The sequence below is a fragment of the Polyangiaceae bacterium genome, assembly GCA_020633235.1.
Taxonomy (GTDB): domain Bacteria; phylum Myxococcota_A; class Polyangia; order Polyangiales; family Polyangiaceae; genus JACKEA01.
The window spans coordinates 234,522-259,782 of record JACKEA010000010.1 but is presented as its reverse complement, the minus strand read 5'-3'; the positions used below and the strand labels follow the sequence as shown (position 1 = coordinate 259,782).

Genomic DNA, 25,261 nt, shown 5'->3' with positions numbered 1-25,261 from the left:
TCGTGATTGATCTCGATTCGATCGAGCTGCCGCTGGACGGGTGGAGCGAAGCAGCTCGCGAGGACGATGCCGTCACCTGGCACAACGAGCGCGGCGAGAGCCTGATGCTCAACGTGTTCCACGTGATGCCGGACATTCCGTCGATGACGGACCTCGAGGCGCTACGCGATCGCTATCGCGCGGCGCTGGGGGACCAAGGGGGTCTCGTTTTCGTAGACGTGCTCGAGATCGCCAAGCTGCCGGCGGTGCGCACGCTCTTCAAGCTGGGAATCCCAGGCCAAGAGCGGGGTCGCGTCTATCTTGCGGGCATCACTCTTCCGTTTCGCGAGGCGAGCTTGGTGGTGCGCGTGCAGTGCGTGGAGACGGGGATGACCGGCATTCGCGAGACCATCGTCCTGAACAAGCTCATGGGCGCGGGCGAGAAGTTCGCGCCGGACGACGAGGGCGTGATGCAGGGCTGGGCGTCTGATCCCTATCGCCCAGAGACACCGTTCTCTTCTTTGCTCAGGAACCGCGCGGACGACGAACGCTGGGACGAGCTGTTCCCGGATCACCCGCTGTCGCGGGCGCGAGGGCATCTTCGCGAGTTGGCGGCCGAGCTCGAGCTCGATCCGCGCGTGTACGACGAACCGCCGTTCTCCGAACCAGCTCGATCGCCGTTGGACCGAGGACGCCGCGGAACACGTCCTCTTGGGTAGGCTTGGGCACGGAACAGCCATCGAGCCTCGCTCATTGTGTTCCCTCCGGAGCGGGCTCACCAACGCTGACCTGGTCCTGTTGCGCCGCCGGCTCTCCTAGCTGGAGGAATGAGGTATCATGCGTGCCGGCGACGGCCGGAAAGGACGGCAAGAGCTGTCATGTCGGGGGTAGTGACTTGTCCCAAATGTGCGCGCGCGGTTCCCAGCAGCGCGGTCCAGTTCGATTCGTCGGGAACCCTCGTCTGCTCCAGCTGCGCGCTGCCTGACCTGACGGCCGATCGGAAGCGCTCGGAGTCACACGCGCTCTCTCTGGGATTGACCGGCGTGGGTGTCACGTTGGTGGTCTTGGGGCTGAAGTTCGCAATCGGCATGGAGGATGTCGGCACCGCCGCTGCACTACTGCTCGGCTTCTGCGGCTTTGGAGCGTGTTTGCTGGCTGCCGCGGGCGTGTACGAGCTCATCTTGTGGAGACGTGGCGTTCGACATTCCGGCCGCGTCGATCACGTTGCCATGGACGTCGCCGAGTCCAACCTCCCGATGGGAATGCTCGCACGCATCGTCGACGGCGTTTCGCGGCTCTTCTCGAGCTCTCGCAAGTGAGCGATGGGATGCTTCGGGAGTCGATGGCGATTTCGCATCGCGACCAGATAGAATCCTCGCGGCGGCGTGTGCCATAAGTGCAAGGGCGACGTGCGCGCTGTCACCCCTATCGGATCATGAGCGAAGACGAGGACATCCGGCGCTCCGTGGAAGAGCACGGCTGGCACGCGATTGCGGTACCAGAGTCCGAGCGTGCGCCAGAGCTCCTGTACACCATCGGTCTGGTGAGCAGCTGGAACCACCCGGAGCTGATTGTCTTCGGGTTGCCCGCGCGAACGGCACACTCCGTCGTCAGCTCCCTCATCCATCGCATTCGCAAGCACGAGAGCTTCGAGAAGACCGGCGTGCATCCCGATCTACTCGGCGATCTTCCGCTCCTGATCCGGCCGGTGCACCCGTCGCAGCTCGAAACGTACTTCGGCTATGCGATGGGATACTACCGCCTCGTGGGGCGCCCGGACGCGCTGCGCGCAGTTCAGATCTTCTGGCCCGATCGCGACGGGGTGCTCCCCAACGTCGTGAAGTGCGATCCGCTCGTCGCCGCCGCGCAACCTCGGCTCGACCTTGCGGCGGTATGATGGCTACATGAAGCGCGAGTACGAGTACGTCGGGCCGGCGGAGATCGGGAAGATGGCAAGCGCGCCGATCGACCGCCTGCAGCCCCAGAGCGCTGACAACATTCGCGATTGGCTGGCGGACGGGGAGCATGAGCTGACGTACGTCGTCGACTCGCAGGGGAGGCTCTGGCTGTCCGATCGGCGAACGGAGCACGTTGCGTGCGCCCAAGGGGCGCGCGTACAGGGCGCGGGCGAGTTGGTGTTGGAGGTTTCCGCGCAGGGCGTTGCCGTCGTGAGCGTCACCAATCAGTCGACGGGGTACTGCCCCGAGGCCAGTTGCTGGGACGCGGTGCGCCCGGCGCTCGTGAACGCGGGCCTTTGCCCTCCCACAGAGCTGACCCACTCCTTCGAGTTTCGTCGCTGCCCTCAGTGCGGCGGCATCAACCTGCTGAAGCTCGAGATGCCCGAATGCGGCGAGTGCGGCAGCGACCTGCCCGCACACTGGAACTTCGCGTAGCGAGCGTTCGGCGTTCTCTGCCGATTGATGTTGGCTCGGCGCGAGTCTTCGCGTTCCGCGCGCGGTCGCGACGTGCTTCTTCTGCGCGAGGTTCCGCGGCGGACCGGCAACATTCAGGCCCATGGTCGGCGGCTGCACGACGAGTCGTGTCTCGCATTCTCCCTGACGCATGCGGCTTGGCGTCGTCATGCGCGCGCGGCGAGTGATCTTACTCGACATTATTTCGACGGACGATCCCCGCTCGGATGCTTGCTGATCTTACGCGGCATTATTTGAGCGCGTTCACACGATGCTTTCGCTAGCTCGGTGCGCACGCGGACGCTAAGCCGCGCGTGCCAGCACGGACGGCAGGCGTGTTGCGCATCTCGTTGGCAGCTACGCGAACGAGATCGAATCCACTGAACGCGAAGCCCTGCCCATCTGCTTGGAGACACGATCATGAAGTCACAACTGCTTGTTCTGGTTTGTTTCTCGCTTGGCGTTGCTGCGTGCAGCTCGAGCAGCAACGATGGCAACACCGGCGGCAGCGCTGGCACTGCGGGCACCAGCGGCTCCGGGGGCAACTCGACCGGCGGCGCTGCGGGCAGTGGGGGTGCCGCGGGCGGCGGTGGCGCTGCGGGCTCGACGGGCGGAGCTGCGGGTGGCGGTGGCGTTGCGGGGGTTGCGGGTGGTGCAGGAGCGGCGGGCGCGGCAGGCACCGGCGGCACCGGCGGCACCGGGCCGCAGACCATCGCCAACACCAACTACGGCACCGCGTGCGCGAGCAAGAACTTGGTCGGCCCGCTGTTGCCGGACGAGGCCAACCACCGCTATGCGACGATCCTGACGCCGCCGACCTATCCCTTCACGGTGACCAGCATTGCATACGATCTGGTAGCCGCCGAGAAGTGTGATCCTTCCCTCGGTCACTCCGTCGACATCTTCAAGACGACGAGCAGCACCCTGGATGCGACGCCGACGATCATCGAGACCATCGACATGCCGCCGGACAGCGGCGCCACCGGACCCGAGGTGACGATTCCGGTCAACCTGACGACGCCCGTTACCCTCCAGCAGGGCGAGTCCATCGTGGTCAGCGTTCGCATGGCGCCGGACGCGAACAACCAGAAGTCGATCTGTCTCTTGGTGTGCAACGACACACAGAAGACCGGCGTGGACTTCTGGAGCAACTCGGCCACGACGCCCTACAGCTGGGCAGACTTGGTGGGCGTGTTCGGTTACACGAACAACTCCACCATCCGTGTCACGGGCGGCAACGGCGTCATCTGAGGTTCCCCATGACTGCCTCGCCCCACCGGCGTGGTTGGTTTGCTCTGTGCGGGGTCGTGGTGGCTGCCTGCGGCCACGGCCCCGACGAGCAACTGTCCACGGCTGCACAGCGGTCCATCTTTGGACAGGACGACCGGGAAGACGTCTACGAACACCCGGATGGCACCCTGCGTGAGCGAGCGGAAAAGTCCGTGGTTGCACTTCTGAAGCCACGGCTGCCGAAGTGGGAGCTGTGTGCTGGAGCAATGACGCCCGTCCACGCGGAAACGCTGCAAGAACACTTCAACGTGTGCCCCGACCAGCGGTTCGTGGACCAACCGTTGGCCTCCGACTGCTCGGGCACGCTGATCGACGACGACCTGGTGCTCACGGCGGCGCACTGCGTGGACGAGGACTATCCGGAGCGATCGTGCAGCGGCATGCACTTCGTGTTCGGCTACGGAATGTTCGCCGGGGAAGGCGTGAAGCCGATCCCACTCGACAACGTGTACTCCTGCCGCCGGCGCGCCTTCCAAGACGAAAACCTGGATGCCGTGGTCATCCAGCTCGATCGCCCCGTTGGTCCGCCCTATGAACCGGCACCCGTTGCTCCCGCTGCGCCTGCTGCCGGCGACGCGATGGCGTTCATCGGCTTCCCCAGCGGCTTGCCGATGAAGATCGCGGCGGGCTGTGAGGTCAAGGCCATCTCGGGCAGCGACCTGAAGACCAACTGCGACGGGTTCAATGGTAACTCGGGCAGCGGCACCTTTGACTCCCTCGGACAGGTGGCGGGCGTGTACAACGTGGGGACCGGCGACTACGTGCCCACCGGACCTGGCGGCTGCAGCGTGCCCTCGGTGAAGACGGACGAAGGCGTCCCGCCGGACTCCGGAGTCACCGTTCCCCAATGGAGCGGGAGCAGCGACGTGCAGGCCGTTCTCGCAGACCTGTGTGGAGCGCAGTGGCCGAGCAAGAGGCTCTGCAACATTGCCCCCAGCTGCGGGGACGGCGTGTGCAGCCCGCCCAGCGAGGACGCGGCAAACTGCGCAACGGACTGCCCCCCGGCAACCTGCGGCGACGGCGTGTGCGACGCCGACGAGCGAACGAGCTGCAGCACGGACTGCGGCGAATTCCTCCAATGCGACGCATTGGATGGCGGCGTCGCCGGCGCGGCGGGTGCCGGTGGCACGGCGGGGGCAGCGGGTGCCGGTGGCGCGGCGGCCTCGACGCCTGACGCCAGTGAGCCGGAAAGCGGCTGCAGCTGTAGCTCCGGCGCAAGTGGGCACACGAGCACCAGCTGGCTCTTGCTCTTGCTGTGCGCCGGGCTCTTGCGGCGCAGCGGCGTGCCGATCACACGACGTGGGAGCTAGCTCGCCCGTGATGGGCATCGCGCGTATCCTTCTCGGGTGGCACGCGGGAGGAAGCTCCGGAACGTTCTCGTGGCGGCGGGCGCATCGATTCTCGTGCTCGGCATCGCCTTACAGCTCCACCGCGTTCGAGAGCGGCGCAGGGCGCGTTTCGAGCACGCCCGCCGGCAGACGGAGGCGGAGCTTGCCCGACTCCGGGCGGAGTACCGCGCGCGTGAGGCGGAGCTCGAAGAGCTCCAGCGGCGCCACCCGCTAAAGCCTTTGACGCCCGAATACAACGACGTGCTGTTGCCCGCGCGCCGCATCCCCATCGATCCTTCCCGCCGCCCCGCGCGAGGGCGCGGAAGCGACTTCGACCCGTATCGAGAAGGTCGTTCGGATCCGAACTGATTTCGGCACACTGCGCTCGTCTGCTACTCTGTGCCTCGGGTGGGCATGCGGGTCGTCGGCGTCTTCGTTGTTTCGCTCCTGGCAGTGAGCGCAGCATGCAGCACCACCAGTCCGCTTGGGCAACAAGACCCACGCGCCAGGCATCGTGGGTTCCTCAGTTTCGGATTCGAAGCCGATGTCTTATCGGGAATGTGGCGCGAAGGAGGCGTGGGCCATTGAGGGAGATGACCCATCTTTGAGCGAAGCCGCAGCGATGTACGATGATTGCGACGTGGCTAAGTGCAGCGAAGCGGGCCTCTATGTCGAGCTGAACGGCAACGTTTCGCCCAGAGGCCGCTACGGCCATCTCGGCATGTACCCCCACGCGTTGATCGTGGAGCGCATGTTCTACGTCGCGCGAACTGCGCCCGCAGGCTGCGAGTGATGGAGCGACCCAAGCAGTTCCTTGACGCGGCTTTCGCGTTGGCTGGCGTAGCCGGCGCTCGGGATGTGGCGGCAGAGGCGGCGGTGCAGGTGCTGGAGCGGGACCTCGGCTCTCCGCTGCCGGCGTGCTTTCGTGAGCTGCTCGTGAACGGAGGGTGGCCCGCCCTGCTCCATCGGCACAGCAACTCCGATTGGCCCGTTCCCATCGACGAGCTACGCACTTCCGCGAGCGATGGGCTGCTCGTATTCATGCACGAGAACCAAAACGTGTGCCACTGGGCGATTCCGTTGGCCGGGCCCTCGGACCCACCCGTACTCGTTGCGGCGGAAGACGGCAGAGAGCAAGGCTGGTGTCGTTGCGCCGACCGTCTGTCGGAGTGGGTGATGTGCCAGATCGCAGACCATCAGCTCGTGGAGGCGGCGCGATTCGCGGGAAACCTCGAGGCACTGTCCGAAGTGTGGCTCCAAAAGCTGCGGGAGAACTTCGAGCTGGGGACCGCCACGTACCGTTGGCCCGGGGACAGAAATCTCCGGTTCTCGAGCCCCATGGGGAGAGTCTTGCTCTGGGACACGCCCGACCAGTGCGATTGGTTCATCGCCCCGACGAGTCAGAGTGCGGCGCTCCTCGACCTGCTGCCCCTTCGACATGGGTTTGACGGGTCTTTGTACGCCCTCGACGAGCGCTATCAGACGGAGCTTTCGGACTGGCTGGCTTCCCGCAGGCTCGATCCGTGAACCCGGTGCAGCCCAGCGCGCGCCGTGGCAGGTTGCGGACTGCGGCATGACCTCCGACAAGAAGATCGAGTGCGCCGAGCATGGCGACCAGGACGGCACCTTCGTCTGTATCCATCTCGTGGCGGGTGTAGGGCAGGGCTTCCATCACGGGTACGACGACGACGATCCGGACGCGATGTTTCCCGATGCGTGGTGTGACGCCTGCGAAGCCGTCCTCGAAGAAGAAGACGGGTGGACGGAGCGCTTGAAGGCGGCAATGGACATCCAACTTCTCTGCGCCGGCTGCTACATGGACCGCCGGCGGCTCAATTGGCCCGGTGCCACGTTCGCGGATCAAGAAGAGCTGATCCAAGAGTCCATCGCGTACCTCCAGGAACGCCAGGACGAGGTCATCGGCGAGTTTCGCCTGACCGAGCACGAACGGTTCTACTGGGAGCAGGGCACGGGGCAGATCGTGTTCTCCAACCGCGGTGTAGATGTCGTGCGCGCCGACTTCGACTTCATCGGGAGCATCTCCAAGAACTCCGACACCTGGCTCTGGTCCTGGGCGAACACCTCGGACGACGCGCGCTTGAAGCAAAGTACTCAGCAGGTTCGCGACTATGGCGAGGAGCATCGGCTGCTCAAGCTCGCCTGCGCCATGTGGCCCGCACGCGAGACGGATGGCTGGGAAATGTCCGCCGTCACCGCGCGGCTGCTCGGAGCGCAAGCCGTGTACCGAACCCCAAACGACAAGCTGCTGAGCTTCTTGCTGCTGCGGAACCTGCGCTGGGTGCAGTAGCCCGAAGGACGCGGTTCTCGCGGCCCCCCACGTGGGCAATACTCCCGGCGCCATGCTCACTCAGCTCTTGAACGCGTGCCGTGCGCGCACCGGGACCAGCGTGAACGACGATCTCGTGCAATCCACGCGGAGCTTTCTCGCGCACGCAAACGCCGAGCCCGACGCGCTCCGGCAACTGGCCGCCACTGCGCGGGAGTTGCCGCCGCCAGGCGCCGCGTGGGTTGCGCTCACGCTGGGCACTGCCATCGAACAAGGTGCCCGCCCGGAGATCGCCGGACCGACGCTCCTCGAGCACTTCCGCCATTGGATGTCCACGCTGCCGCACGTGCCCCCGGGCGAGGACGACGACCCGATCCCCGAGCCCACCCCGGAGCAGGCCGCACTCCTCGAATCCTTTCCGGAGATCTGCACCGCCGTCGTGGCGCACCTCGCGCACATGCCGGACACACGCCGCGCCCTCGCCAGCGACGACGCCTTCATTGCCCGGCTAGAAGAGCTGGAGTCCTACGGCTGGGGCGCGACCTGGGTCCGCGAGACGCTGCTTCGCACCAGCGGCACTCTCGTCGTGCTGCATCCGCCCTCCGGCAAGGGTCTCCGCCTACGCTACGAGAACGTGCACCACTGCTTTCATCTCTTCTCCCTGATCCAGACCGCGATTGGGACGCGCATTCCAGGAGGGAAGGAGCCTGATCCGAATGTTGCTGGTGCGGCGCGAGGCCATTCCGATCAGTCGGTCTCGGACGCCGCCTGGTGGCACTTTGGGGACCCGCGCTCGCCCACGGCGGAGATCGGCGCATCGATCTGGGGCGAGGCTCCCGCGCGGTCGATCCCCTTCGTCGACGACGTGCAAGTCATCCTGCTGTGGCCGACCCTGCTCGGATCCCGGAGCTGGGACTCCGGCTTCTTCAATCCGCACCTCGCGGCGCTCCCGGCCGACGCCTTCGTCGAGTCCGAGCTAACGGCCGAACAGGTCCGGAGCTGGTTCGACAAGCTCGGTATCGACGCAAGCAAGTGAGCGAAGGCCCGCTGACTGCGAACAGGATCACCGCAACCAAGTGAGCGAAGCCGAAGGTTGTCGGTCTGCCGCGAGTGCCTCGAAAAAACGCTCAGAAAGGTGATCATTCGAGGGTACATGGTCGAGCATCCCCTCCGAATGATCACGGATCTGAGCAGAATGTTGCCCTATGTTTTCGCGCTCCCCGCGGATCGTGGGGGGTGCACAGCGCAAAGATAGGATGCGTACATCCTATCTTTCGCAACTGGGACAGGGAGCGAGGTTCCCCTCCTCTGAACGCGCTTCGCGATACCCTAAGGAGTGGAGTTCCCAACGGGCTCGCGGCGGACCGACAAACACGACGAAGTCGGGCGTCGGTGTGCGTCGCGGTCAGCCTTCGGTGGCGGCTTCGCGGTACACGTCGAAGTGAAGGGCGGCGGAGCGCTCCCAAGAGAAGTCGCGCGCGCGCTCGGGGCCGCGGGCGGACAGCTCGTGGGCGAGGGCGGCGTCTCGGAGCAGGCGCTCGAGGGCGAGGGCGAGGGCGAGACGGCCGGTGCGGAGAGGGACGTGCAGCGCAGCGCCGCCGAGCACTTCCACCAAGGGCGCGATGTCGCTCGCGATCACGGGGGTGCCGCACGCGAGCGCTTCGAGCGCGGGCATGCCGAAGCCCTCGTAGCGGGAAAACTGAATCAGCGCTTCTGCGCCTTGAAGGAGCTCAACGACGGCGTCGTCGGAGAGGTGCTCGGGGAACACCACGCGGGATGCGATGCCGAGCTCCCGCGCGCGTTGATCCAACGGCGTGGCGTTCAACACGCCGAGGCGGCGCCCGCGGTACAGGCGCTGCAGCATGACCAAGTGCACGCTCTCGGGCAGGCGCGCCGCGGCGAAGGCCTCCAGCACGGCGCGGTGATTCTTGCTCGGCGTGTTCTGGCCGACCACCAGCAGATAGCGCCCGCGGATCCCGAGGCGCTCGAGCGAGACGGCGCGCGCGGCGCTGCGGTCGCGCGGCGGACGAAAGCGCACCTCGATGCCATGAGGGATCACCCGCACCTTGCGCGCAGCGACGGGATCGACACGCCGGATGACGTCCGCCGTGGCGCGAGAGATGGCCACCAGGCGCGTGGCGTCGCGCAGCGCGCGGCGGATGCCATCGGCGTAGAACGCCGCCTTGAACGGCGTGGCCAGCGAGAGCCCCTCGGCGTGGGCCGGCGACTCGAGCCACATCAAATCGTGGATGGTGACGACCGTGGGGCACGGAATGCCGCGCCCGAGGATGTTGAACGGCTCGTGGAGCACGTCCGCGTCTTCCAGATCCACCAGCCGCGAAGGCACGAACAGCGTGGAGAGGCCATTCGCCGGAGGGCGCACCTCCGTCTCCCGCACGTTGTCTTCGGCGGACAGCGGTCGCGGCGCACTGGGATCCACCCACAGGTGAAAGCGCGCCGCGGGGCGCAGCAGGGGAAGCCGATCGACCAGGGCCTTCACGTAGGCGCCGATACCGCTCGCCTGTTTGCGCACGTACCTGCAGTCGATCGAGATCTGCAGCGACCCTGCCGGAGCGGGATGAAGCTCCGGCAGAGGCACGGCGTTCAGGCCCATGGTCACGCCACCACCTTCAGCCGGCGCGGCGGCAGCGGCTCGGGAGCGCTCACGTCCTTCGGCGGCAGCATGCGATCGAGACGACCGCCCCAGGCGTAGTTCTCTTCCACGACGCGGGCACACCAGCACTGCGTGCAACCCTGACGCGGGAGCTGCTCGAACGCTTCACGCACTCCGAGCTCGAGCACGTTTCGACCATCGCTGCGCTCGACCTGCCCGCAGTGGAACAAATTGCCCTCGGGATCGAGCGTCGCGTTGATGGTGCCCGCCGCGCAGGGAACGCTGGTGTCGTCCGGAAACGAACGAAAGTGCCGGAGGCTCGCCCAGCGATTCCCGATCGCGGGGCTACCTCCGAGCTTCCTCGCCTCCAGCAGCCGGAACACGCGACGCAGCTCGTCGGTCTCCAGCTGGAAGGACGAGCCGTCGCGAGAGCCGCCCAAGAACAGGCTGCTCCGCGCGGGTTGAAACACCACGACGAAGCGCGCCTCCTCCACCAGCTGCAACAGCTCCTCGATGTGCGCGGCATTGTGTCGACCCACCACGCAGGTGAGCTCCACCTGGGTTCCCACACTGCGAGCCGCCCGGGCGCCCGCCATCGCCTTGTGCCATGCGCCTTGCCCTCGCATCGCGTCGTGGCATTCCGGCGGTCCGTCCAGGCTGATCTTCACTTTGGACAAGAGCCGCAACGTTGGCAGCTTCTTGGGCGCCAGTATGCCGTTGGTGTTCATGTACACGCGCACCTTGCGCTGCACCAAGAACGCCACCACCTCGTCCACGTGGCGATGCGCGAGGGGTTCGCCGCCGTCCAGCGACACGTGCCGCATGCCCAACGCGTGAAAGTCCGAAAGCACGCAGAGGATCTGTTCTCGCGTCATCTCCCGTGGTCGCGGCGTGTGCCGGTCGCAGTAGGCACACTCCAAGTTGCACAGGTGCGTGATCTCGAAGCCCAAGGAAATGGGCGTGGCAGTGAGCCCCGCGCGCGCACCGATGCCGCGAGCCACGGTCGGCAAGTCCATGCTTGGCAGGCTGCAACGTGCGTGCCGAGGCCCATGCGCGAAGAAATCAAGCCGAGCGTTGCGCTCTCACCTCGACTCGAGTGCCACGAGCGCAACGCCTGTGAGCCCGCGTCACACCCGCCGCTTCTTGTCGGTCCGGCGCGATGCCCGGCGCGTCGGCGCCGGAGTTGTCCGACGTGGAACCGAGGCGTACGCTTGGTGCATGCGCAAGCTCACGGTGGCGTTGGGGCTCACGGTGCTCGGCATGCTGGCGGCGTGCGGCGGCTCCACGGAAAAGGTCGACCTTGACGGCGGCAGCGGTGGCTCGGCCAACGGCGGCAACACGGGCGGCGCGGGCAACGTGGGCGGCAGCGGCAACGCCGGCGGCAACATGGGCGGCACGGGCAACATGGCCGGCATGGGCAACATGGCCGGCACTGGTAACGTCGGTGGCAGCATGGGCGGCATGGGCAACATGGGCGGCAGCGGCAATGCCGGCGGTTGCTCCAGCACGGGGTGCGGCCCGAGCGGCGCGCTGTGTTGCGAACCAGGAATGGGTTGCGCCAGCGCGTCGGGGGGCGGCAGCAGTATCTCGTGCACCTGCACGGACGCGCTGGTGTGGGACTGCAGCACGGGCTCCGGCGGATCCGGCGGCACCGCAGGCGGAACCGGCAACTGCGGCCCCACGGGGTGCCCTTTGGGCACGACGTGCTGCAACGACCAGTGCGTCAACCTGATGAACGATCCGCACAACTGCGGCACCTGCGGCAACGTGTGCGGCGTGGCGCCGCAGTATTGCAGCGGCGGCGTTTGCGGAAAGCCGCCCTGCTTCGGGCAACCGCCTAGCGCCGGCTTCTGTTGCGGCACGCACGTGTGCACCGACGCGCAGCTGTGCTGCGACGTCCAGGGTCCCGGTCCGTCCATGGGGCCCATCTGCTTCACTCCCACGCCGAACCAGAAGACGTGCCCCATCGGTTGTCCGCTGTGCCAGTAGCGAGCGGGTGGTTCCGCGCCGCCCCGACAAACCCATGCTGGGGAGCAAGCTGATGCAGTTGGAACGGTCTGGCGTGTTCGGCATGCTGTCGCTGCAACTCGACGCGGATCGCGTTGCGGCGTTCGAGGCGACGCGCTTGATTCGCCCGGAAGGGTGGCCGAGCGCTCAACTGGGAACGGACCTCGTACCGCACGCCGACGGCTACTTGCCGGAGGAGGATCCGTGCACCGTCAGCGAGCTGCTCGCGTACTTGGGGGCGCAAGACGATCAGTATCTCGGTTACTCGCTCAGGCGCGGCGGCAGCCTGGAGCTCGATGCCTACTTCCAGAGCCACGACAGCTTCCACTGCTGGTTCGACGCGTACACCTTGCTGGCGTGGGAAGCCGGGCGGCATGGCGGCAAGGGTTGGGGCGCGTACATCTGGGACGACGAGTGCCCGGAACCGGTGGTGTTCGAGCTCGCGATTGCTCCTGGCGGCGTCACCGTGACGAACGTCGACCCCCAGAATTCCAACGAGCTCCTCGAGCGGACCCGAGCGCGCTGCGATGCCATTCGAGAAGACAAGCGTGGCAAGCTCGGCTGAGAGGCTGGCGCCAATGCTGGCGGCCCTGGCCCTGTGGGCGTGCGGAACCTCCGGTGGAAGTCAGGCGGCAAACGCAGCGGGCAAGTTGCTGAGCGGAGCCCTGAGCAGCCCGAGTCACGACACGCCGTCGGCGTTCTCGGCGTCGCGCGGGCGCTGCGAGCTGTTCGGTGACTACGCCATGGCGTGCCCCGTGCTGGCGAACTGCCGCGCGCTATTCGGATCCCAGGACGTGACGGCGTACAACGTCTGTGACGACAGTGGCCGCTTGCGCCCCATCACGGTGTGCAAAGGCTGGCAGAACAGTGAGCATTGGTGTGCGGCCGGCCGCTTCCCGGAGTGCGCGAAGTTTCTGGGCACGAGCTGCGCGCAGTACGAAACCCTGGTGTGCCAGGACGATAGCGAAGAGCGCCACGTGCTCAGGTGCTGCCAGTCCGCCACGCCCGGAGCGCAGTGCACGGACAACACCTACTACGAGCCGGAGCGTCGCAGCCTGCGCACCGCAGAGGCAGTGCCCACGGCGGAGATGCCGAAGGAGTGCACGGACGAAATGTGGACCTCGCTGTGCCAGCGCGTGCTCGACTTGGAAGATCTACAGCCGTATCTGCACCTGGAGCTGGAATCACGGGTCCCGCTGAAGCTGGCCAAAGGCTCGCCGTGTGACGGACGCAACTTGAAGAAGCGCGACGTCGCCGTGAAGCTGGTACCGCCAGACGACAAGAGCGCGATCGTGATCACGCGCCTCGATTGCAAGCCGCCGAGCGCGGAGGTGGAGCTCGGCTATGCGCTGGAAGGCGTGACGGCCAGCGCCACCTTCGAGCTCGAGAAGGGCGGTTGGCAAGTGGACACGCGCCGCGTGGTGGAGCACTGATGCGGGCGCTGGCGGGGCTCCTCGTGTGTGCCGCGGCATTGCTTTCGTGTCGAAGCACGAGCAAGGCCAGCTGCGGAGAACGCCCAGACGATTGGTGCACCGCCGTGAGCGGCGACCCGTGCGCCAAGCACACCGACGCCAAGGCGTGTGAGGCCGATCCGAAGTGCGAAGCGCTCTCTTACCGTGGCGAGAGCGCAGCGGCGTGCATGACCGACGACCGCTGTTTCGCAAGCAATTGCCCGGCCATCGGCTGCATCACCCGTTGCGAGGAGCTGAGCGCGTCAGACTGCCTGCGCGACGAAGTGTGCTTGTGGAAAGGGCAACGCGGAAGCTGCAGCGCGGGAGAGCACCGCTGCAAGCAAGTCGGCTCCAAGTGCGTGCGCGCCCTCACCTGCATCTACGGCATGCCACGGAAATGAGGCACACTCTCGCCCCCATGGAGCGCACCCCCGAACCGGAGCTGATGGACGACGCGGAGCAGGCCCGCGCCTACGCGGAAGCGGACTTCGCGGAGCCGAACCAGGCGTTCGTGGAGCTCGTCGAGACCAAGCTCGCGCCGCTTCCGGAGCAGGCCAAGGTCGTGGATCTCGGCTGCGGCCCCGCGGACATCCCGCTGCGCCTGTCGCTGCGCCATCCGGGCTTCGAGATCGACGCCGTGGATGGCTCTCGGGCCATGCTCGATTGCGGGGCGGGTGCCGTCAAGGCGAGCGGCGCTCGCGTTCGGCTGCACTGCGCGCGCCTCGGCGAGCTACCGCTGAAGGCGCACAGCTACCACCTCGTGCTCAGCAACAGCTTGCTCCACCACCTGCACGACCCGCAGCTGCTGTGGACCGCGGTGCGAGAGCTCGCGGCCCCCGGTGCCCGCGTGTTGGTGATGGACCTCGCGCGCCCCGACACCCCGGATTCAGCGCGCGCGATCGTGGAGCAGTATTCCGCGAACGAGCCGGAGGTGCTCAAGCGCGACTTCCTCGCCAGCCTCCATGCGGCCTTCACGGTGGAAGAAGTGCGAGCGCAGCTGAGCGCCGCCGGGCTACCAGCGCTCAGCGTCGCCGCCACCAGTGATCGCCACCTGTGCGCATGGGGCACGCTCCACTGAGTCCGTTTTCATCTTGATGTCGGTCCGCCGCGGTCACGGCTCCGCTGCTTCACACAGCGGCTCCGGCAGCGTCTCTTTGGCGCGGGCCGCGGAGTACGCCGCGCGCACCTCGCTGAACGTGCACCCACTGTCGCGCAATGCATGAAACGCCAGCTCGCCGACCTTCTTGGCGAGATCCGGCGGCGTGAAGCCCACATCCAGCTCGCACTGGGCCACTTCCGGCGCGGCGGAGCCCGACGGCGCGCCGGAACCGCTCGTCGCGGCCGACGGCGCGCCGGAACCGCTCGCCGCGGCCAACGGCGCGCCGGAACCGCTCGTCGCGGCCGACGGCGCGCCGGAACCGCTCGCCGCGGCTGGCACCGACGGCGCGCGGCACACTTCGTCCACGCTCTCGCGGATCAGCTTCGCGCGGTGCTCCTTGCCCTGCAGGGATACGAGCAACGCGCGGAGCGCAATGCGCTCGCTCGCGTCCTTTTCCGTCGCGAGGTAGCGGCTCACCCGCGCGCGTGCACTCTTCGGATCTTTCGCTTTGCCCACGCGGCGCAGGGCGGGAATGCGCTCGCCCACTTCGCCCTTGCTCTCGCGGTAACGGTCGACGAGAGCCGTCGTTTCCGCGTCATCCGGCGTCACGTCGGAGAGATCCAGTCGCTTCACGATCGTCGCGAAGCTCACGCTCTTTTGCCCCAAGGCCCACACCAACGTCGCGTGGTCGTCTGCGTCCTTGGGATCCAGGGTAAAGGCTGCGATGCGTTGCCCCCACGGCGGGGTCTCCGCCAGCGCCACCCTGACGGCGTCGGCATCCCCCAGCCCGAGCACTCGCTGGAGCAACGCCTGCACTCCGCGATCTCCGCACTCGGCCAGCATCGGAGCCACCACCTTGCGCACGGAGTCCGCCCGAGCATCCTTGCCCGGCGGCGGAAGGGTCTTCGCGTCCACGTCGCCCAGCGCAAAGGCCTGGAAGCTGTTGAACGTCCCCTCCTTGGGCTCCGCACACAGCTCAGTGAGCACGATGCGCAAGAGCTTCGCTGCCCGCGGGTCGCCCAGGTCCTGGCGGTAGCACTCTGCCGCCGCCAGCGCGGTGGCGGCATCCGGTTTCGACGCCAGCACGGCATCGATCACTGCGTCGCGATCCGCCTTTGCGCTCAGCGCCGGCGTTTCGTCCTTGCACACGTTACGGATCACCGGCGCGCGGAAGGCGTACTCCGGGTGCTCGGCGAGCTGCTTCTTGGCGAGCGGCACTGCGTCGTGGTGGAGGATCCGGAGCGCCTCTGCCAGCGCCCGCCCGCGCTTGTCCGCCGGCCAGCCGAGGGCCAGCACCTTCTCGTACTCGGACAGGAGGTCCACCTGCTTCTGCACCGAGCTGTCCTCCAGCTTGCCAGGCTTGCCGTCCGGTCCCAGCGGACCGTGAGCGGTTTCCACCACCACCTTGCGCCCGATGTAGCTGGCGTTCACCAAGTCGATGCGCCGGGCCTGGCCCTTCTCGGTGATCACACCGTGCATGAACTCACCGTTGCCGCGATACAGCCCCGAGTACCACACGGCGCCGCTCTTCTTCACGGTCACCACCCGGTAGTGCTCGGGAAAGATCGCTTCCCCCACCACGAACGGCAACACGATGATGCACACCGCAGAGTGCCCGCAAGCCACGTTGCCGGAGTGGGCCTTTTGGCCCTTCTTCACCGTGACCTCCACGTCCGGCGGGTCGTCCATGTCCTCGGCGTCGTCCACCGTGTGGGGCACGCCTTCGACGTAGAACTCGAACTCCTGCGGGGGTGAGCAGCGCGAGCACGCCGTCGCCGCCACGCCCAGCAGGATCACGAGGGTGCGCGTGAGGCTCGACATCGCCCCAGTATCACTCGATGCCGAGCCGTCTCGCTACCGCAAGAGCCGCATGAACGCGGCGATGTCGTCCACGTCCTGATCCGTGAACACGATGCCGGAACCAGCCAGGAACGGGTCGTTGTCGAAGAAGAACTGGTAGTGCCGAATGGCGTCTTCCAGCGTCTTGGCGGAGTTGTCGTGGAAGTACGGCGCCGTGTCCGCCACGCCCCACAGCTGCGGTGTCTTGAAGGCGCCCACGAAGGTGGACGGATGCAGCACCGTGAACGGCGGCAGCACCGCCGGGGTGAGCAGCGCGCCCGGATCCGGCGTCTGCGCCTCGACCACGTTGCCCATGCCGTCGTCGATCAACAAATCATAGAGCGGATAGTTGTTGGCGTTGACGCCATCCACGTCGATGGGATGAAAGCGCGTGCCCACCGGCGCGGGGAACACCTGGGCGCCGAACTCGTTGGTCAAGTTGAGCATCGGCCCGCTGTGACACAGCGCGCACACGCCCTTCTTGCTGGGCGGATTGAAGGGCGCGTCCTCGAAGAACTCACGCCCGCGTTTCTGTGACGCGGTGTGACCCTTGGGCAGCTTGGGCGGCGGCCCGCCGCGGGCGTAGCGCGCGAGCTTCGGCGAAGAAAAGAAGCGACGGCCCTCTCTCTCGAACTCCGCGATCAGCTCCAGCTCGTTCTCGGTGGGCTCCACCGTGTTCTGCGCATGGCCGTGGATGGCGCCGAGCGCCTGCTCTTCCAGCGTCGTGTTGCGCAGGTCCGTCATCAGCACCGGGTCGAGAGCCGGCGTGTTCTGCGTGGTGGGGATGCCGCGAAACACCGTGATGTGCGTGGCGCTCGGGTCGTTCTTGAGCTTCACGTACCAGGGCAGCGGCAGCGTGATGCCCACCGTCGCGTCCGTGGTGATACGCGTGGTGCCCACGCCGTCCGAGTCCAGGCCATCGTGGACGAACAGCGGATCGTTTGGGTCCGCCGCAAGCCGCGCTTGCGCGTCCTCCGGCGACACCGTGCCCGTCTGCACCGAGTGACAGGTCAGACAGGTGCGACCATTGCCGCCGAACGTCTCCTGGTCGAACAAGCGCCGGCCTTCCGCCCGCCGCTTCAGCTCGCACAGCACTTTCAATCCCGGCGGCAACGCAGCGGGATCGCAGTCCGCCGAGATCTCAGCGCTTTCCGCGCGAATCTCGCCGTCGTCCATTACTTCCCCGGCGCATCCACCGAGCAAGGTTGCCAATACCAGGGTGCAGAGCGCACCACTCCCCTCGAAGAGCCTTCCCATGGTTCGACCGTTAGCAAACCGAACCCTGGATTCCAAAGAACGTGTCCACCACCTCCCCCGAGCCAAGCCCCAAGTCACCGTTATCCCAACGCGATTCCCCAAATCATTTGTTGGTCCGCCGCGGTACCGTCCCGCTCAGCCACCGCGCCCAGCGCAAGCTCCACCGTCAAACTCGGACTCGAACCTGCTCTGCGAGGAGATTCGCCCTTGGCGAATCTCCGAGTGGTTCCGGCGCATGGATTCGAACCATGATTCAGGGATTCAAAGTCCCTTGTCCTGCCTTTAGACGACGCCGGATCGGGCCGCGCAGTTTAGACACGGATCCGCGCTCGGGCCCGAAAAAAATCGAGGGCGGCGCTCAGAGCCGCGCGGCGAGCTTCTCGGCGGCCGTGCGGCCTTGGCGGATGCAGTCGGGAATGCCGACGCCGTCGTAGGCCGCGCCGGCGATCACGACGCCGGGCATGTCCGCGAGCCGCGCGTGGACGCGCGCCATGCGCGCCGCGTGGCCCACGACGGGCTGCGGATTCGAGTCCACGTAGCGGAACACGCGGCTGAAGAGCGGCTTGCCCAGCGGCCCCATCAGCCGCTCGAGCTCGCTCTTGGCCACGCCGGCGAGCTCGTCGTCGCTCGCGCTCTTCACGTCCACCTCGTTGCGCGCGCCACCCAGGAACGCCCGCACCAGCACGCTGCCCTTCGGCGCGCGATCGTCCCATTTGCTGCTCACGTAGGTGCCCGCGAGGATCTTCGCCTCACCCTTGGGCGCGACGAATCCGCTGCCGTCCAAGCCGCGCTCCACCGTGCGCTCGTCGAAGGCGAAGAACACCGTGGCGGTGGACAGATACGGAATGCCGCCCAGGTCCGCCGCGAGCTTTTCGTCCGGCACCATGCGCGCCGCAGCATGCGCCGGCGCGGCGAGCACCACGCCGTCCGCGTCGATCGTCTCGCCGCCTTCGAGCACCACGCGCCACAGGTCGCCCTCGCGGGTGATGGCGGTGACGCCGTGGCCCGTCTTGACTCGGGGCAAGCGCTCCGTGAGCGCGGTGATGAGCGTGCCCACTCCGCCACGCAGCGTTTGGAATGGGCTCGGTGCGGCTTCCGTGGGCTCCTTGAGCCAGCCGGAGAGCAGCTGGAACATGCCCGGCGTTCCACCGTTCTGCTCCGGATGTGCGCGCTTCAGCTGCATCGTGAGGAAGCCGCGAATCAGGCTGCCGTACTTCCGCTCCAAGTCCACGAGCTGGGGAAAGGTGCTCATGATGCTGAGCTCCGACACGTCCCCTGCATAGATGCCGCCAAGCAAGGGAGAAGCGAGCTTCTCCGCGGCTTGCTGTCCGAAGCGCCGCCCGACGAAGTCCGCGACGGATTCGTCCTCGGGCTGCTCTTTGGGTGCGCTCTTCACGAAATCGCCGAGCATGCGCAGCTTGGCCGGAAAGCTGAGCAACGGCGTGGTGAGCATGGGGCGCACACGCGTGGGCACCGCCAGCGCCATGCCCGCGGGCATGAGCTCGAGCTCCCCCTGGTGCACCAGGTACACCTTGCGCGCTTCTTCCCGCGGGGCAATCAGCTGACCGTCGATGCCCAGCTCCTTGCACAGCTCCACGGCCTGGGGCTTGGTCCGCAAGAAGGAGTCCGGGCCCCCGTCGATGAGAAAGCCCTCCCGACGTTCCGTGACGATGTTGCCGCCCACGCGGTTCCGCGCCTCAACGACAACAACATCCAAATCCGGCTTCGCCTGTTTCAGGGCGTAGGCGGTGGATAGCCCGCTGATCCCGGCGCCGACGACGACGGCGCGCTTCGCGGTCATTTCGCGGTCCGCTCGTGCACCAGCTCCGCGACCCACTTCACGGCGTCCGGCGGGGTGTCCGGCAAAATGCCGTGACCCAAGTTGAAGATGTGCCCGGGCGCCTTGCCGGCGGCCTCCAGCACTTCCATCACTCGGCGTTCGAGCAGCGGCTTGGGCGCGCCCAAGAGGATGGGCTCCAGGTTGCCCTGCACGGCCACGTCATTCCCCAAGCGCTCGCGCGCCTGAGCCAAGGGCGTGCGCCAATCCACGCCGATGACGGTGCCGCCGGCTTCCTTCTGCAGCTCGAGCAAGGTGGCGGTACCGGTGCCGAAGTGGATCACCGGCACCCCTGCCGTCATCACGTCCTGCAAGATGTGACGCACGTGGGGCTGGATGTACTCGCGATAGTCCGTGGGGCTGAGGGCGCCCACCCAGGAGTCGAACAGCTGCACGGTCTGGGCACCCGCTTCGATCTGCGCGCGCAGATAGCGACGCACGACCTCCGAGAGCTTGCCCATCAGCGCGTTCCACAGCTCCGGCTCGCGGTACATCATCTGCTTGGTGCGCACGTAGCCGGAGCTCTTGCCGCCCTCCACCAAGTAGCTGGCGAGCGTGAATGGCGCGCCGGCAAAGCCAATGAGCGGCGTCTTGCCATCCAGCTCCTTGCGGATCATGCGGATGGCTTCCAGCACGTGGGGCAAGCCCTCCTCGGCATCCACCACGCGGAGCTTGTCCACGTCCTGTTTGGTGCGCACCGGCTCCGAGAACACCGGGCCTTCGCCGGCGGCGAAATGGAACGGCGCGCCCATGGGCTCGAGCGGCAGCAAGATGTCCGCGAACAAGATCGCGGCGTCCACGCCGAGGGCGCGCACGGGTTGCAGCGTCACTTCCGTGGCCAGCTCCGGCTGCCGACAGATCTCGAGCAGCGTGTGCTTTTCGCGGATGGCGCGGTACTCGGACATGTAGCGACCCGCCTGGCGCATGAACCAGACCGGTGTCGCGTCCACGGGCTCACGCCGGCAGGCGCGGAGAAATCGATCCCACATGGGTCTGGGGCTTTATCAGTTCCGAGCCGAGGCGGGCATCACCGAGTGCGGCATGCCCACGCCTTTTTTCTGCTGGTCCTTCATGTCGTACTTCGACGGGCACTTCGCCATGATCTGCGATGCCTCGAAGTAGCCAGCTTCGGACAGCTTGCCCTCGGCCGTGACTTCCACGTTGGTCTCGGGGACGTCGCGGAAGGTGTCCGGCACCACGCACTGCGCGTAACGGACGTCGAGCACCGCGTCGTTCTTCTGCATCTTGAAGCGGTACTCGCACGGGTCGTCGCGCTTCTTCAGGGTGCCCTTCACCAGCGTGCCCGCCACGCGAACGCTGCGACCATCCAGACGGTCCTTGTCCCGCAGCAGCTCGTCCACGCCCTTGGAGTACACGGCCGCGTCCTCGAAGCTGGTCATGACCAGGGTCAAGATGCCGCCACCCATCGCTAGCAGCGCGACCAACAGGCCGATGTTCTGCATCCGACGACGCTTCGCGGGATCCGCGGTGGGCGTCTCGGTGGAGCGCACCACCGGGGGTGCCGAATCGTCCTCTGCCTTGGCGGCTTCCGACTGTTCCAGGGCCTGTTCCAGCTCGTCGTCGAGGCGGGTCATGTCAGCGGAAAGCCTAGTCCTCACCCTGGACCAGGTCCACCTCCGCCAGGCATTCCACCCTGCCCCGCGCCGACAAATGTCATGTCGGCCGGCGCCGGAGGCCCCAGCGTCCTCCTAGCCATCCGAACAGCGAACCGAGGCCCGCCAGCACCATTGCGGTGAGGATGGCCACCGGCCAGCTCCCGAAACCCCCGCCCAGAGCCGCCACTATTGCAGCGAGCAGGGCGGCCAAGGTGGCGGCCCAGGCGGATTCTCGAGCACCGGAGCTCCCCCCGAAGCGACCCACCACCGCGCCCCCGGCCCAGCAGGCAAATCCAAACGAAAGCAACGCGGGCACCACCAGCGCCGCCGCGTAAGCCGCCCGCGCCCCGGCTCCGGCCTGGGCCACGGCCTCCGGATCGCCCGAATCCAGGATGCCTCCAGCGAGAGTCCGCCCCAGCCACACGGCCACCAACGCGAGGGGTAGCCAGAAGCTGAACACGAAGCCCGCACCGATCGCGATCCACTGCCCCTTGGGGCGCTCCGCTGCGGCCGCGTCTTCCGGAGCGGAGTTCTGCAGCACGGGGAGTCGGCGAACCACGGGCGAAGCGTGGGGCGGCGGAGAGCCCGCGTCCACTTTGGTGTAGCCTAAAAGACCCGTATGCCGCACGTCCCTCGGATCCTCGTCGCCGTACTGCTGATCGCGCACGCGTCGGCCGCAGCGGAGAGTGGGACTCGAGAGCTGGCGCAGACGGAGCCGACGCCCACGCCCCCTCCCGGTCCGCCACCACCACCACCGGCGCCACCGCAACCACCACCGCGCCAACCGCCTCCGCCCATGCTGCTGCCGCCGCCGCCGCCGCCGGCCCCGAGCCCCGAGTACGAGCGAAGGGCCGTGGCGCTGGTGCCGTCTCTGGGCTTGGTGTTTCCTCACTGCGCCGCGGGCAGCCAGTCGAGTGATCGCTGCGATGGCGTGAAGGGCGGCGGGCTGTTTTCCTTCGATGCGCTCTGGCGCGTGACGCCGCACTTCGCTTGGGGCGGAGGCTTCGCCTTCGCGGGCTTTCGCTACGAGCCGCCCGAAAGGGTGCAGCTGAAGAACACGCAGGCCGCGGCGGCGTGGTTGGGCCTCCTGGGTCGCTTCTACTTCCAATCGGAAGGCGCCCTCGATCCGTACATTCAGCTCGGTCTGGGCGGCGCTGCCTTGGGCACCACGGGCGACGTTCCCACCGGCGAAACCTACGAGGAAACCGGCGCAGGCCCGGCATTGCAGATGGGCGGCGGCATCGACTTCTTCTTGAGCCGAGGGCTCATGCTCGGCCCCGCGGCGAGCTACACCCATGTCTTCGTCGACAAGATCCGCCGCTGTCGCGCTGGTGGAAGCGGCGACTGCATCGACGTGCCCAAGGACGAAGGCGGCCACCTGAACGCCTTCATCTTCGTTGGCGCTCGCCTCACGATCTTGCTCGGCTCCGAGCTGTGACCATGCTGGAGCCCATCTCCGTCGATCGCAAACTGGCCGTGGTGGCCGGCGCTTGGCGCCGTTGGCTGCGGCGTCATCATCTCGGCGAAGATCCTTTCCAGCCGTACCTGGAGCTCGTCAGCAAGGACACCTTCCAGCAGCTGACGGATCTGCCGGACTACGATCCCTTGCGCGCTCCGCTCCGGCGCTGGTTCTTTTGTTTGTTGGAGCAGCGCGTGAACGCCCGCGGTCTGGCCCTCGTGGCAGCGTCGCGACGCGTCGAGCAGCACGTCGTGGAGCGCCCCGAGTACGGTCGCTTCACGCTGGCGGAGCTCCTGTCGCGCGCCCTCGCGGAGCCCGCGCGGCGGCAGGACTGGCTCGCGGCCTTCGTGGCTCGCGCCCGCGCGTGCGCGGAGCTGACCCGGGAGCTGTGGCAGCGCCGGGCGGAAGTCGCGCGGCGCCTCGAAGAAGACGGAAGCCTCGCCCTGCCCGGCATCGATCCGGCGGAGCACGCCACGGAGCTCTTGCGTCACACCCAGGAGCTGGCCGACCAGCTCGATACCCCCGATCTCGGCGCCCTCGTCACGTGCGCCCTCGCGGGCGACGCGTCGGAAGGCTGGCCGGCGCGGCTCACCCTCAGAAACCTCGCCGACCTGTTCGGCGAGACTCCCTTGCTCCAAGGCCTTCCGCTCGATCCAGACCCCCTGCCCGGCCTCTACGGCGGGGCCAGCTTCCTGCGCGCCTTCTCGACCTTGGGGGCGGCCTTCGCGCGGGCGGCGGGCCCCGCGGATCAGCCCTTTTGTGTGAGCGTGGACCCCTTCCGGCTCCGCGAGCACGAGCTCGCGGCGCTCTTCGCCCTGTTGCCCCTGACCCCCGCCTTTGCCCGCCGCGGCCTGGGGCTGTCGGGCGAGCGGCGTGAGACCCAGCTGCGCGCGCTGTCACGAGCGATGCTCATCGAGGTCCGAACGCGTGCGCTGTGCGCGAAGCTCCGAACCGCGGCGCTGTCCGGAAGCTCCGCGTTCGTGGAAGCGTTCGAAGAGACGAGCGCGCAGGCCTTCGGCTTCTGCCCCGACGCGCGCATCGCCGGCGCCCTCTGGCACGTGCACGTGGACGCAGCTCAGCGCTACGCAGGGCTCTTGACCGCCGCAGCCAAGCACGAAGAGCTCACCGAGCAGCACGACGAAGACTGGTATCGCAATCCCCGCGCCGTCGATCAACTGCGCGCCGAGACGCGACTGCCCCCCGCCACCACGGTGAGCGACGCCGATCTGGATCGCGGCCGCGCGGCGCTCCGTCGCCTGTTGGCTCCGGGCTTCGACTAGAACGAGTCCGCGGGCGAGGGGGTCAGGCCCGTCGACTCGAGATGGTAGGTGAAGCCGAAGATGATGGCGGTGGCCGCGTCCCCCGAGACCACGCGCTTGACGGCCAGCTCCGCGCTGAAGGACCGGTCGACGTAGCCGGCACCGGCGCTGACGGTGTGGCTCACGGCGCCGTCGTCGTAACGGTAGCCGACACGAAGCGGGTAGTTGTTCGCCGCCAGGAACTCCACGCCGCCCATGGCGCGCACCTTGGTCGTGTCCCAAGTGGTGAAGTCGCTGAGCACGTCACCTTCCACGGTGAAGTCTTCCGTGCCCACGCCGATACCACCGCCCACGCTGCTCGGCTGAAAACCGTTACCGGGATTGTTCAGGTTGTTGCCCACCACGGAGATGGAAAAGAAGTCCGACGGCTTGATCGTCGCGCCGGCATCGAAGGCGAAACCACGAACGATGTTTTCCCCCTTCAAACCCCCGGAAACCACGCTGTCTCCCAGCGGGCCCAAGCCATCTTGCTTGAGCCACAAGTAGCGCCCGCCAACGCCCAAGAAGAACTGATCGGAAAACGGGAACGCGAGAGCGAAGCGAAGGTCCGTTGCGCGCCGATCGATCCCGTCCGGATCCTGAAGCGTCCACGTGCCACCGAGACCACCGGCGAGGTGCGCGCTGCTCACGATGGAGTCCACCGCCGCACCGCCGTAGCTCTGACGATTGGCCTCCGGCCAGATCTGAGCCAGTGCACCGATGTGATAGATGCGCGTGACCGCCATGTTCGCCGGGTTGATGAACAACGCGCTCACGGAGTTGCTGGTGGCACGCAGCGCGCCGCCCATGGCGGCGCTGCGGGGCGTCTCGATCTCACCGTAGTTCCAGCCCACCTCCGGCGGCAGATCGCTCTTGTCGGCGCGAGCGGTCCGCGCGATGGCGCATGCGCTCACGAGACAAAGAAGCACCACGGCACGACGAACTGCGCCCGTGAGGCACGCTGAGTGAGCTCGGTTTGGTGACACCCGGTCGAGGCCTACCGCCACGTGCGACAAGAGGGCAACAAATCAGCGATGTCGGACATCATTGAGCCGCTCAGAAAAACGTCCGCGCCCCTTGACGAACGAATTCACGGAAGTTGACGCGGGAGAAGAATGGGCTCGCTCGCGCGGTACCGGTTTGTGCATTGTGTCTGCGTGGTTACTGCACCGCGCCGAAAGCGTGACACCGCAAAACACGAGCACGAGAAGAAACGAAATTCTTGACCCGGCGATTTTTCAGCCGGTTTCGGTTGAAGAAAAATCGTTGGTTGAACTCCGTGACAAACCGGTGCTAGCTCGCGCTCTGTTGTGGGGGCGTCGCTTCGGTCGCGGCGCCTCGACTTCAAAGGTGGTGTGGGCCAACCCCATCCACCCAATGAAGAGCCATGGAATGTCTTCCAAGGCACATAGCGGGGCCTCCGTGCCCCATTCTGGCGCGGGACTGCTCGCCCGCCATCTCCTACCGGGGACACCGGAGATCAGGTCGA

At 67.1% G+C, this 25,261-nt stretch carries 27 protein-coding genes and 1 tRNA gene; 18 read left to right on the top strand and 10 right to left on the bottom strand.

The window, feature by feature from the left end; translation table 11 throughout:
• Positions 1–2: 2 nt before the first annotated feature.
• From H6717_40670 to H6717_40620, 11 genes are all read left to right on the top strand, one after another.
• Positions 3–698, top strand: a complete 696-nt coding sequence (locus H6717_40670) for a hypothetical protein (GenBank protein ID MCB9583417.1) — start codon at positions 3–5, stop codon at positions 696–698.
• Positions 699–1,013: 315 nt separating this feature from the next.
• Positions 1,014–1,298, top strand: coding sequence for a hypothetical protein (locus H6717_40665; GenBank protein MCB9583416.1), 285 nt, complete (start codon positions 1,014–1,016; stop codon positions 1,296–1,298).
• A gap of 116 nt (positions 1,299–1,414) precedes the next feature.
• On the top strand, positions 1,415–1,876 hold the full coding sequence (locus H6717_40660) for a DUF4262 domain-containing protein (protein ID MCB9583415.1): 462 nt from the start codon (positions 1,415–1,417) through the stop codon (positions 1,874–1,876).
• 7 nt (positions 1,877–1,883) lie between these two features.
• Positions 1,884–2,372, top strand: coding sequence for a hypothetical protein (locus H6717_40655; GenBank protein MCB9583414.1), 489 nt, complete (start codon positions 1,884–1,886; stop codon positions 2,370–2,372).
• A gap of 438 nt (positions 2,373–2,810) precedes the next feature.
• Positions 2,811–3,641, top strand: a complete 831-nt coding sequence (locus H6717_40650; GenBank protein ID MCB9583413.1) for a hypothetical protein — start codon at positions 2,811–2,813, stop codon at positions 3,639–3,641.
• A gap of 8 nt (positions 3,642–3,649) precedes the next feature.
• Positions 3,650–4,990, top strand: a complete 1,341-nt coding sequence (locus H6717_40645; GenBank protein MCB9583412.1) for a trypsin-like peptidase domain-containing protein — start codon at positions 3,650–3,652, stop codon at positions 4,988–4,990.
• Positions 4,991–5,026: 36 nt separating this feature from the next.
• Positions 5,027–5,377, top strand: a complete 351-nt coding sequence (locus H6717_40640; protein MCB9583411.1) for a hypothetical protein — start codon at positions 5,027–5,029, stop codon at positions 5,375–5,377.
• A gap of 271 nt (positions 5,378–5,648) precedes the next feature.
• A complete protein-coding gene (locus tag H6717_40635) occupies positions 5,649–5,801 on the top strand; it encodes a hypothetical protein (protein ID MCB9583410.1) in 153 nt (50 codons plus the stop codon).
• Complete coding sequence (locus H6717_40630) at positions 5,801–6,535, top strand: SMI1/KNR4 family protein (GenBank protein MCB9583409.1); 735 nt, start codon at positions 5,801–5,803, stop codon at positions 6,533–6,535. Before H6717_40635 ends, H6717_40630 begins: the two co-directional genes overlap by 1 nt.
• Positions 6,536–6,581: 46 nt before the next feature.
• Positions 6,582–7,316 (top strand): hypothetical protein, encoded by a 735-nt coding sequence (locus H6717_40625; protein MCB9583408.1) that lies wholly within the window; start codon positions 6,582–6,584, stop codon positions 7,314–7,316.
• A 52-nt stretch (positions 7,317–7,368) separates the two neighbouring features.
• The gene (locus H6717_40620) at positions 7,369–8,331 is read left to right on the top strand and encodes a hypothetical protein (GenBank protein ID MCB9583407.1); all 963 of its coding nucleotides are present in this window, start codon (positions 7,369–7,371) and stop codon (positions 8,329–8,331) included.
• A 369-nt stretch (positions 8,332–8,700) separates the two neighbouring features.
• Here the strand turns inward: H6717_40620 and H6717_40615 are convergent, their stop codons facing one another.
• Both H6717_40615 and H6717_40610 read right to left on the bottom strand, forming a co-directional pair.
• The gene (locus H6717_40615; protein MCB9583406.1) at positions 8,701–9,915 is read right to left on the bottom strand and encodes a glycosyltransferase family 4 protein; all 1,215 of its coding nucleotides are present in this window, start codon (positions 9,913–9,915) and stop codon (positions 8,701–8,703) included.
• Positions 9,912–10,925 carry a radical SAM protein gene (locus H6717_40610; protein ID MCB9583405.1) on the bottom strand — a complete coding sequence of 338 codons (1,014 nt, stop codon included), beginning with the start codon at positions 10,923–10,925 and terminating at the stop codon, positions 9,912–9,914. The genes H6717_40615 and H6717_40610 overlap by 4 nt, the downstream gene beginning before the upstream one ends.
• 202 nt (positions 10,926–11,127) lie before the next feature.
• Between H6717_40610 and H6717_40605 the strand changes: the two genes are divergently transcribed.
• The 5 genes from H6717_40605 to H6717_40585 are packed head-to-tail and all read left to right on the top strand — an operon-like array spanning position 11,128 to position 14,445.
• Entirely contained in the window at positions 11,128–11,898 is a 771-nt protein-coding gene (locus H6717_40605) for a hypothetical protein (GenBank protein MCB9583404.1), read from the top strand.
• Between the two features lie 52 nt (positions 11,899–11,950).
• Positions 11,951–12,481 carry a hypothetical protein gene (locus tag H6717_40600; protein MCB9583403.1) on the top strand — a complete coding sequence of 177 codons (531 nt, stop codon included), beginning with the start codon at positions 11,951–11,953 and terminating at the stop codon, positions 12,479–12,481.
• Between the two features lie 13 nt (positions 12,482–12,494).
• Positions 12,495–13,349 (top strand): hypothetical protein, encoded by an 855-nt coding sequence (locus tag H6717_40595; protein ID MCB9583402.1) that lies wholly within the window; start codon positions 12,495–12,497, stop codon positions 13,347–13,349.
• A complete protein-coding gene (locus H6717_40590; GenBank protein MCB9583401.1) occupies positions 13,349–13,768 on the top strand; it encodes a hypothetical protein in 420 nt (139 codons plus the stop codon). Before H6717_40595 ends, H6717_40590 begins: the two co-directional genes overlap by 1 nt.
• A gap of 17 nt (positions 13,769–13,785) precedes the next feature.
• The gene (locus H6717_40585) at positions 13,786–14,445 is read left to right on the top strand and encodes a class I SAM-dependent methyltransferase (protein ID MCB9583400.1); all 660 of its coding nucleotides are present in this window, start codon (positions 13,786–13,788) and stop codon (positions 14,443–14,445) included.
• Between the two features lie 33 nt (positions 14,446–14,478).
• On the opposite strand, the gene H6717_40580 is transcribed toward H6717_40585, so the two are convergent.
• The 7 genes from H6717_40580 to H6717_40550 all read right to left on the bottom strand — a co-directional run bounded on the left by H6717_40580 (position 14,479) and on the right by H6717_40550 (position 21,574).
• The gene (locus H6717_40580; protein MCB9583399.1) at positions 14,479–16,287 is read right to left on the bottom strand and encodes a hypothetical protein; all 1,809 of its coding nucleotides are present in this window, start codon (positions 16,285–16,287) and stop codon (positions 14,479–14,481) included.
• Between the two features lie 33 nt (positions 16,288–16,320).
• Entirely contained in the window at positions 16,321–17,562 is a 1,242-nt protein-coding gene (locus tag H6717_40575) for a hypothetical protein (GenBank protein MCB9583398.1), read from the bottom strand.
• A 223-nt stretch (positions 17,563–17,785) separates the two neighbouring features.
• Positions 17,786–17,859, bottom strand: a tRNA-Gln gene (locus H6717_40570).
• 61 nt (positions 17,860–17,920) lie between these two features.
• Positions 17,921–19,363 carry a protoporphyrinogen oxidase gene (gene hemG / locus H6717_40565; GenBank protein ID MCB9583397.1) on the bottom strand — a complete coding sequence of 481 codons (1,443 nt, stop codon included), beginning with the start codon at positions 19,361–19,363 and terminating at the stop codon, positions 17,921–17,923.
• Positions 19,360–20,388: a uroporphyrinogen decarboxylase gene (gene hemE / locus H6717_40560; protein MCB9583396.1), complete on the bottom strand. Its 1,029-nt coding sequence runs from the start codon at positions 20,386–20,388 to the stop codon at positions 19,360–19,362. The genes hemG and hemE overlap by 4 nt, the downstream gene beginning before the upstream one ends.
• Before the next feature lie 15 nt (positions 20,389–20,403).
• The gene (locus tag H6717_40555) at positions 20,404–20,994 is read right to left on the bottom strand and encodes a cytochrome c maturation protein CcmE (GenBank protein ID MCB9583395.1); all 591 of its coding nucleotides are present in this window, start codon (positions 20,992–20,994) and stop codon (positions 20,404–20,406) included.
• A gap of 79 nt (positions 20,995–21,073) precedes the next feature.
• A complete protein-coding gene (locus H6717_40550) occupies positions 21,074–21,574 on the bottom strand; it encodes a hypothetical protein (GenBank protein MCB9583394.1) in 501 nt (166 codons plus the stop codon).
• Positions 21,575–21,634: 60 nt separating this feature from the next.
• Here H6717_40550 and H6717_40545 point away from each other — a divergent pair, with 60 nt between their 5' ends.
• Together H6717_40545 and H6717_40540 are read left to right on the top strand one after the other, a co-directional pair.
• Positions 21,635–22,453, top strand: a complete 819-nt coding sequence (locus H6717_40545; GenBank protein ID MCB9583393.1) for a hypothetical protein — start codon at positions 21,635–21,637, stop codon at positions 22,451–22,453.
• A 2-nt stretch (positions 22,454–22,455) separates the two neighbouring features.
• Positions 22,456–23,754: a hypothetical protein gene (locus H6717_40540; protein MCB9583392.1), complete on the top strand. Its 1,299-nt coding sequence runs from the start codon at positions 22,456–22,458 to the stop codon at positions 23,752–23,754.
• Here the strand turns inward: H6717_40540 and H6717_40535 are convergent.
• Positions 23,751–24,704, bottom strand: coding sequence for a hypothetical protein (locus tag H6717_40535; GenBank protein MCB9583391.1), 954 nt, complete (start codon positions 24,702–24,704; stop codon positions 23,751–23,753). The two genes, H6717_40540 and H6717_40535, sit on opposite strands and share 4 nt — an antisense overlap.
• Positions 24,705–25,261 lie beyond the last annotated feature (557 nt).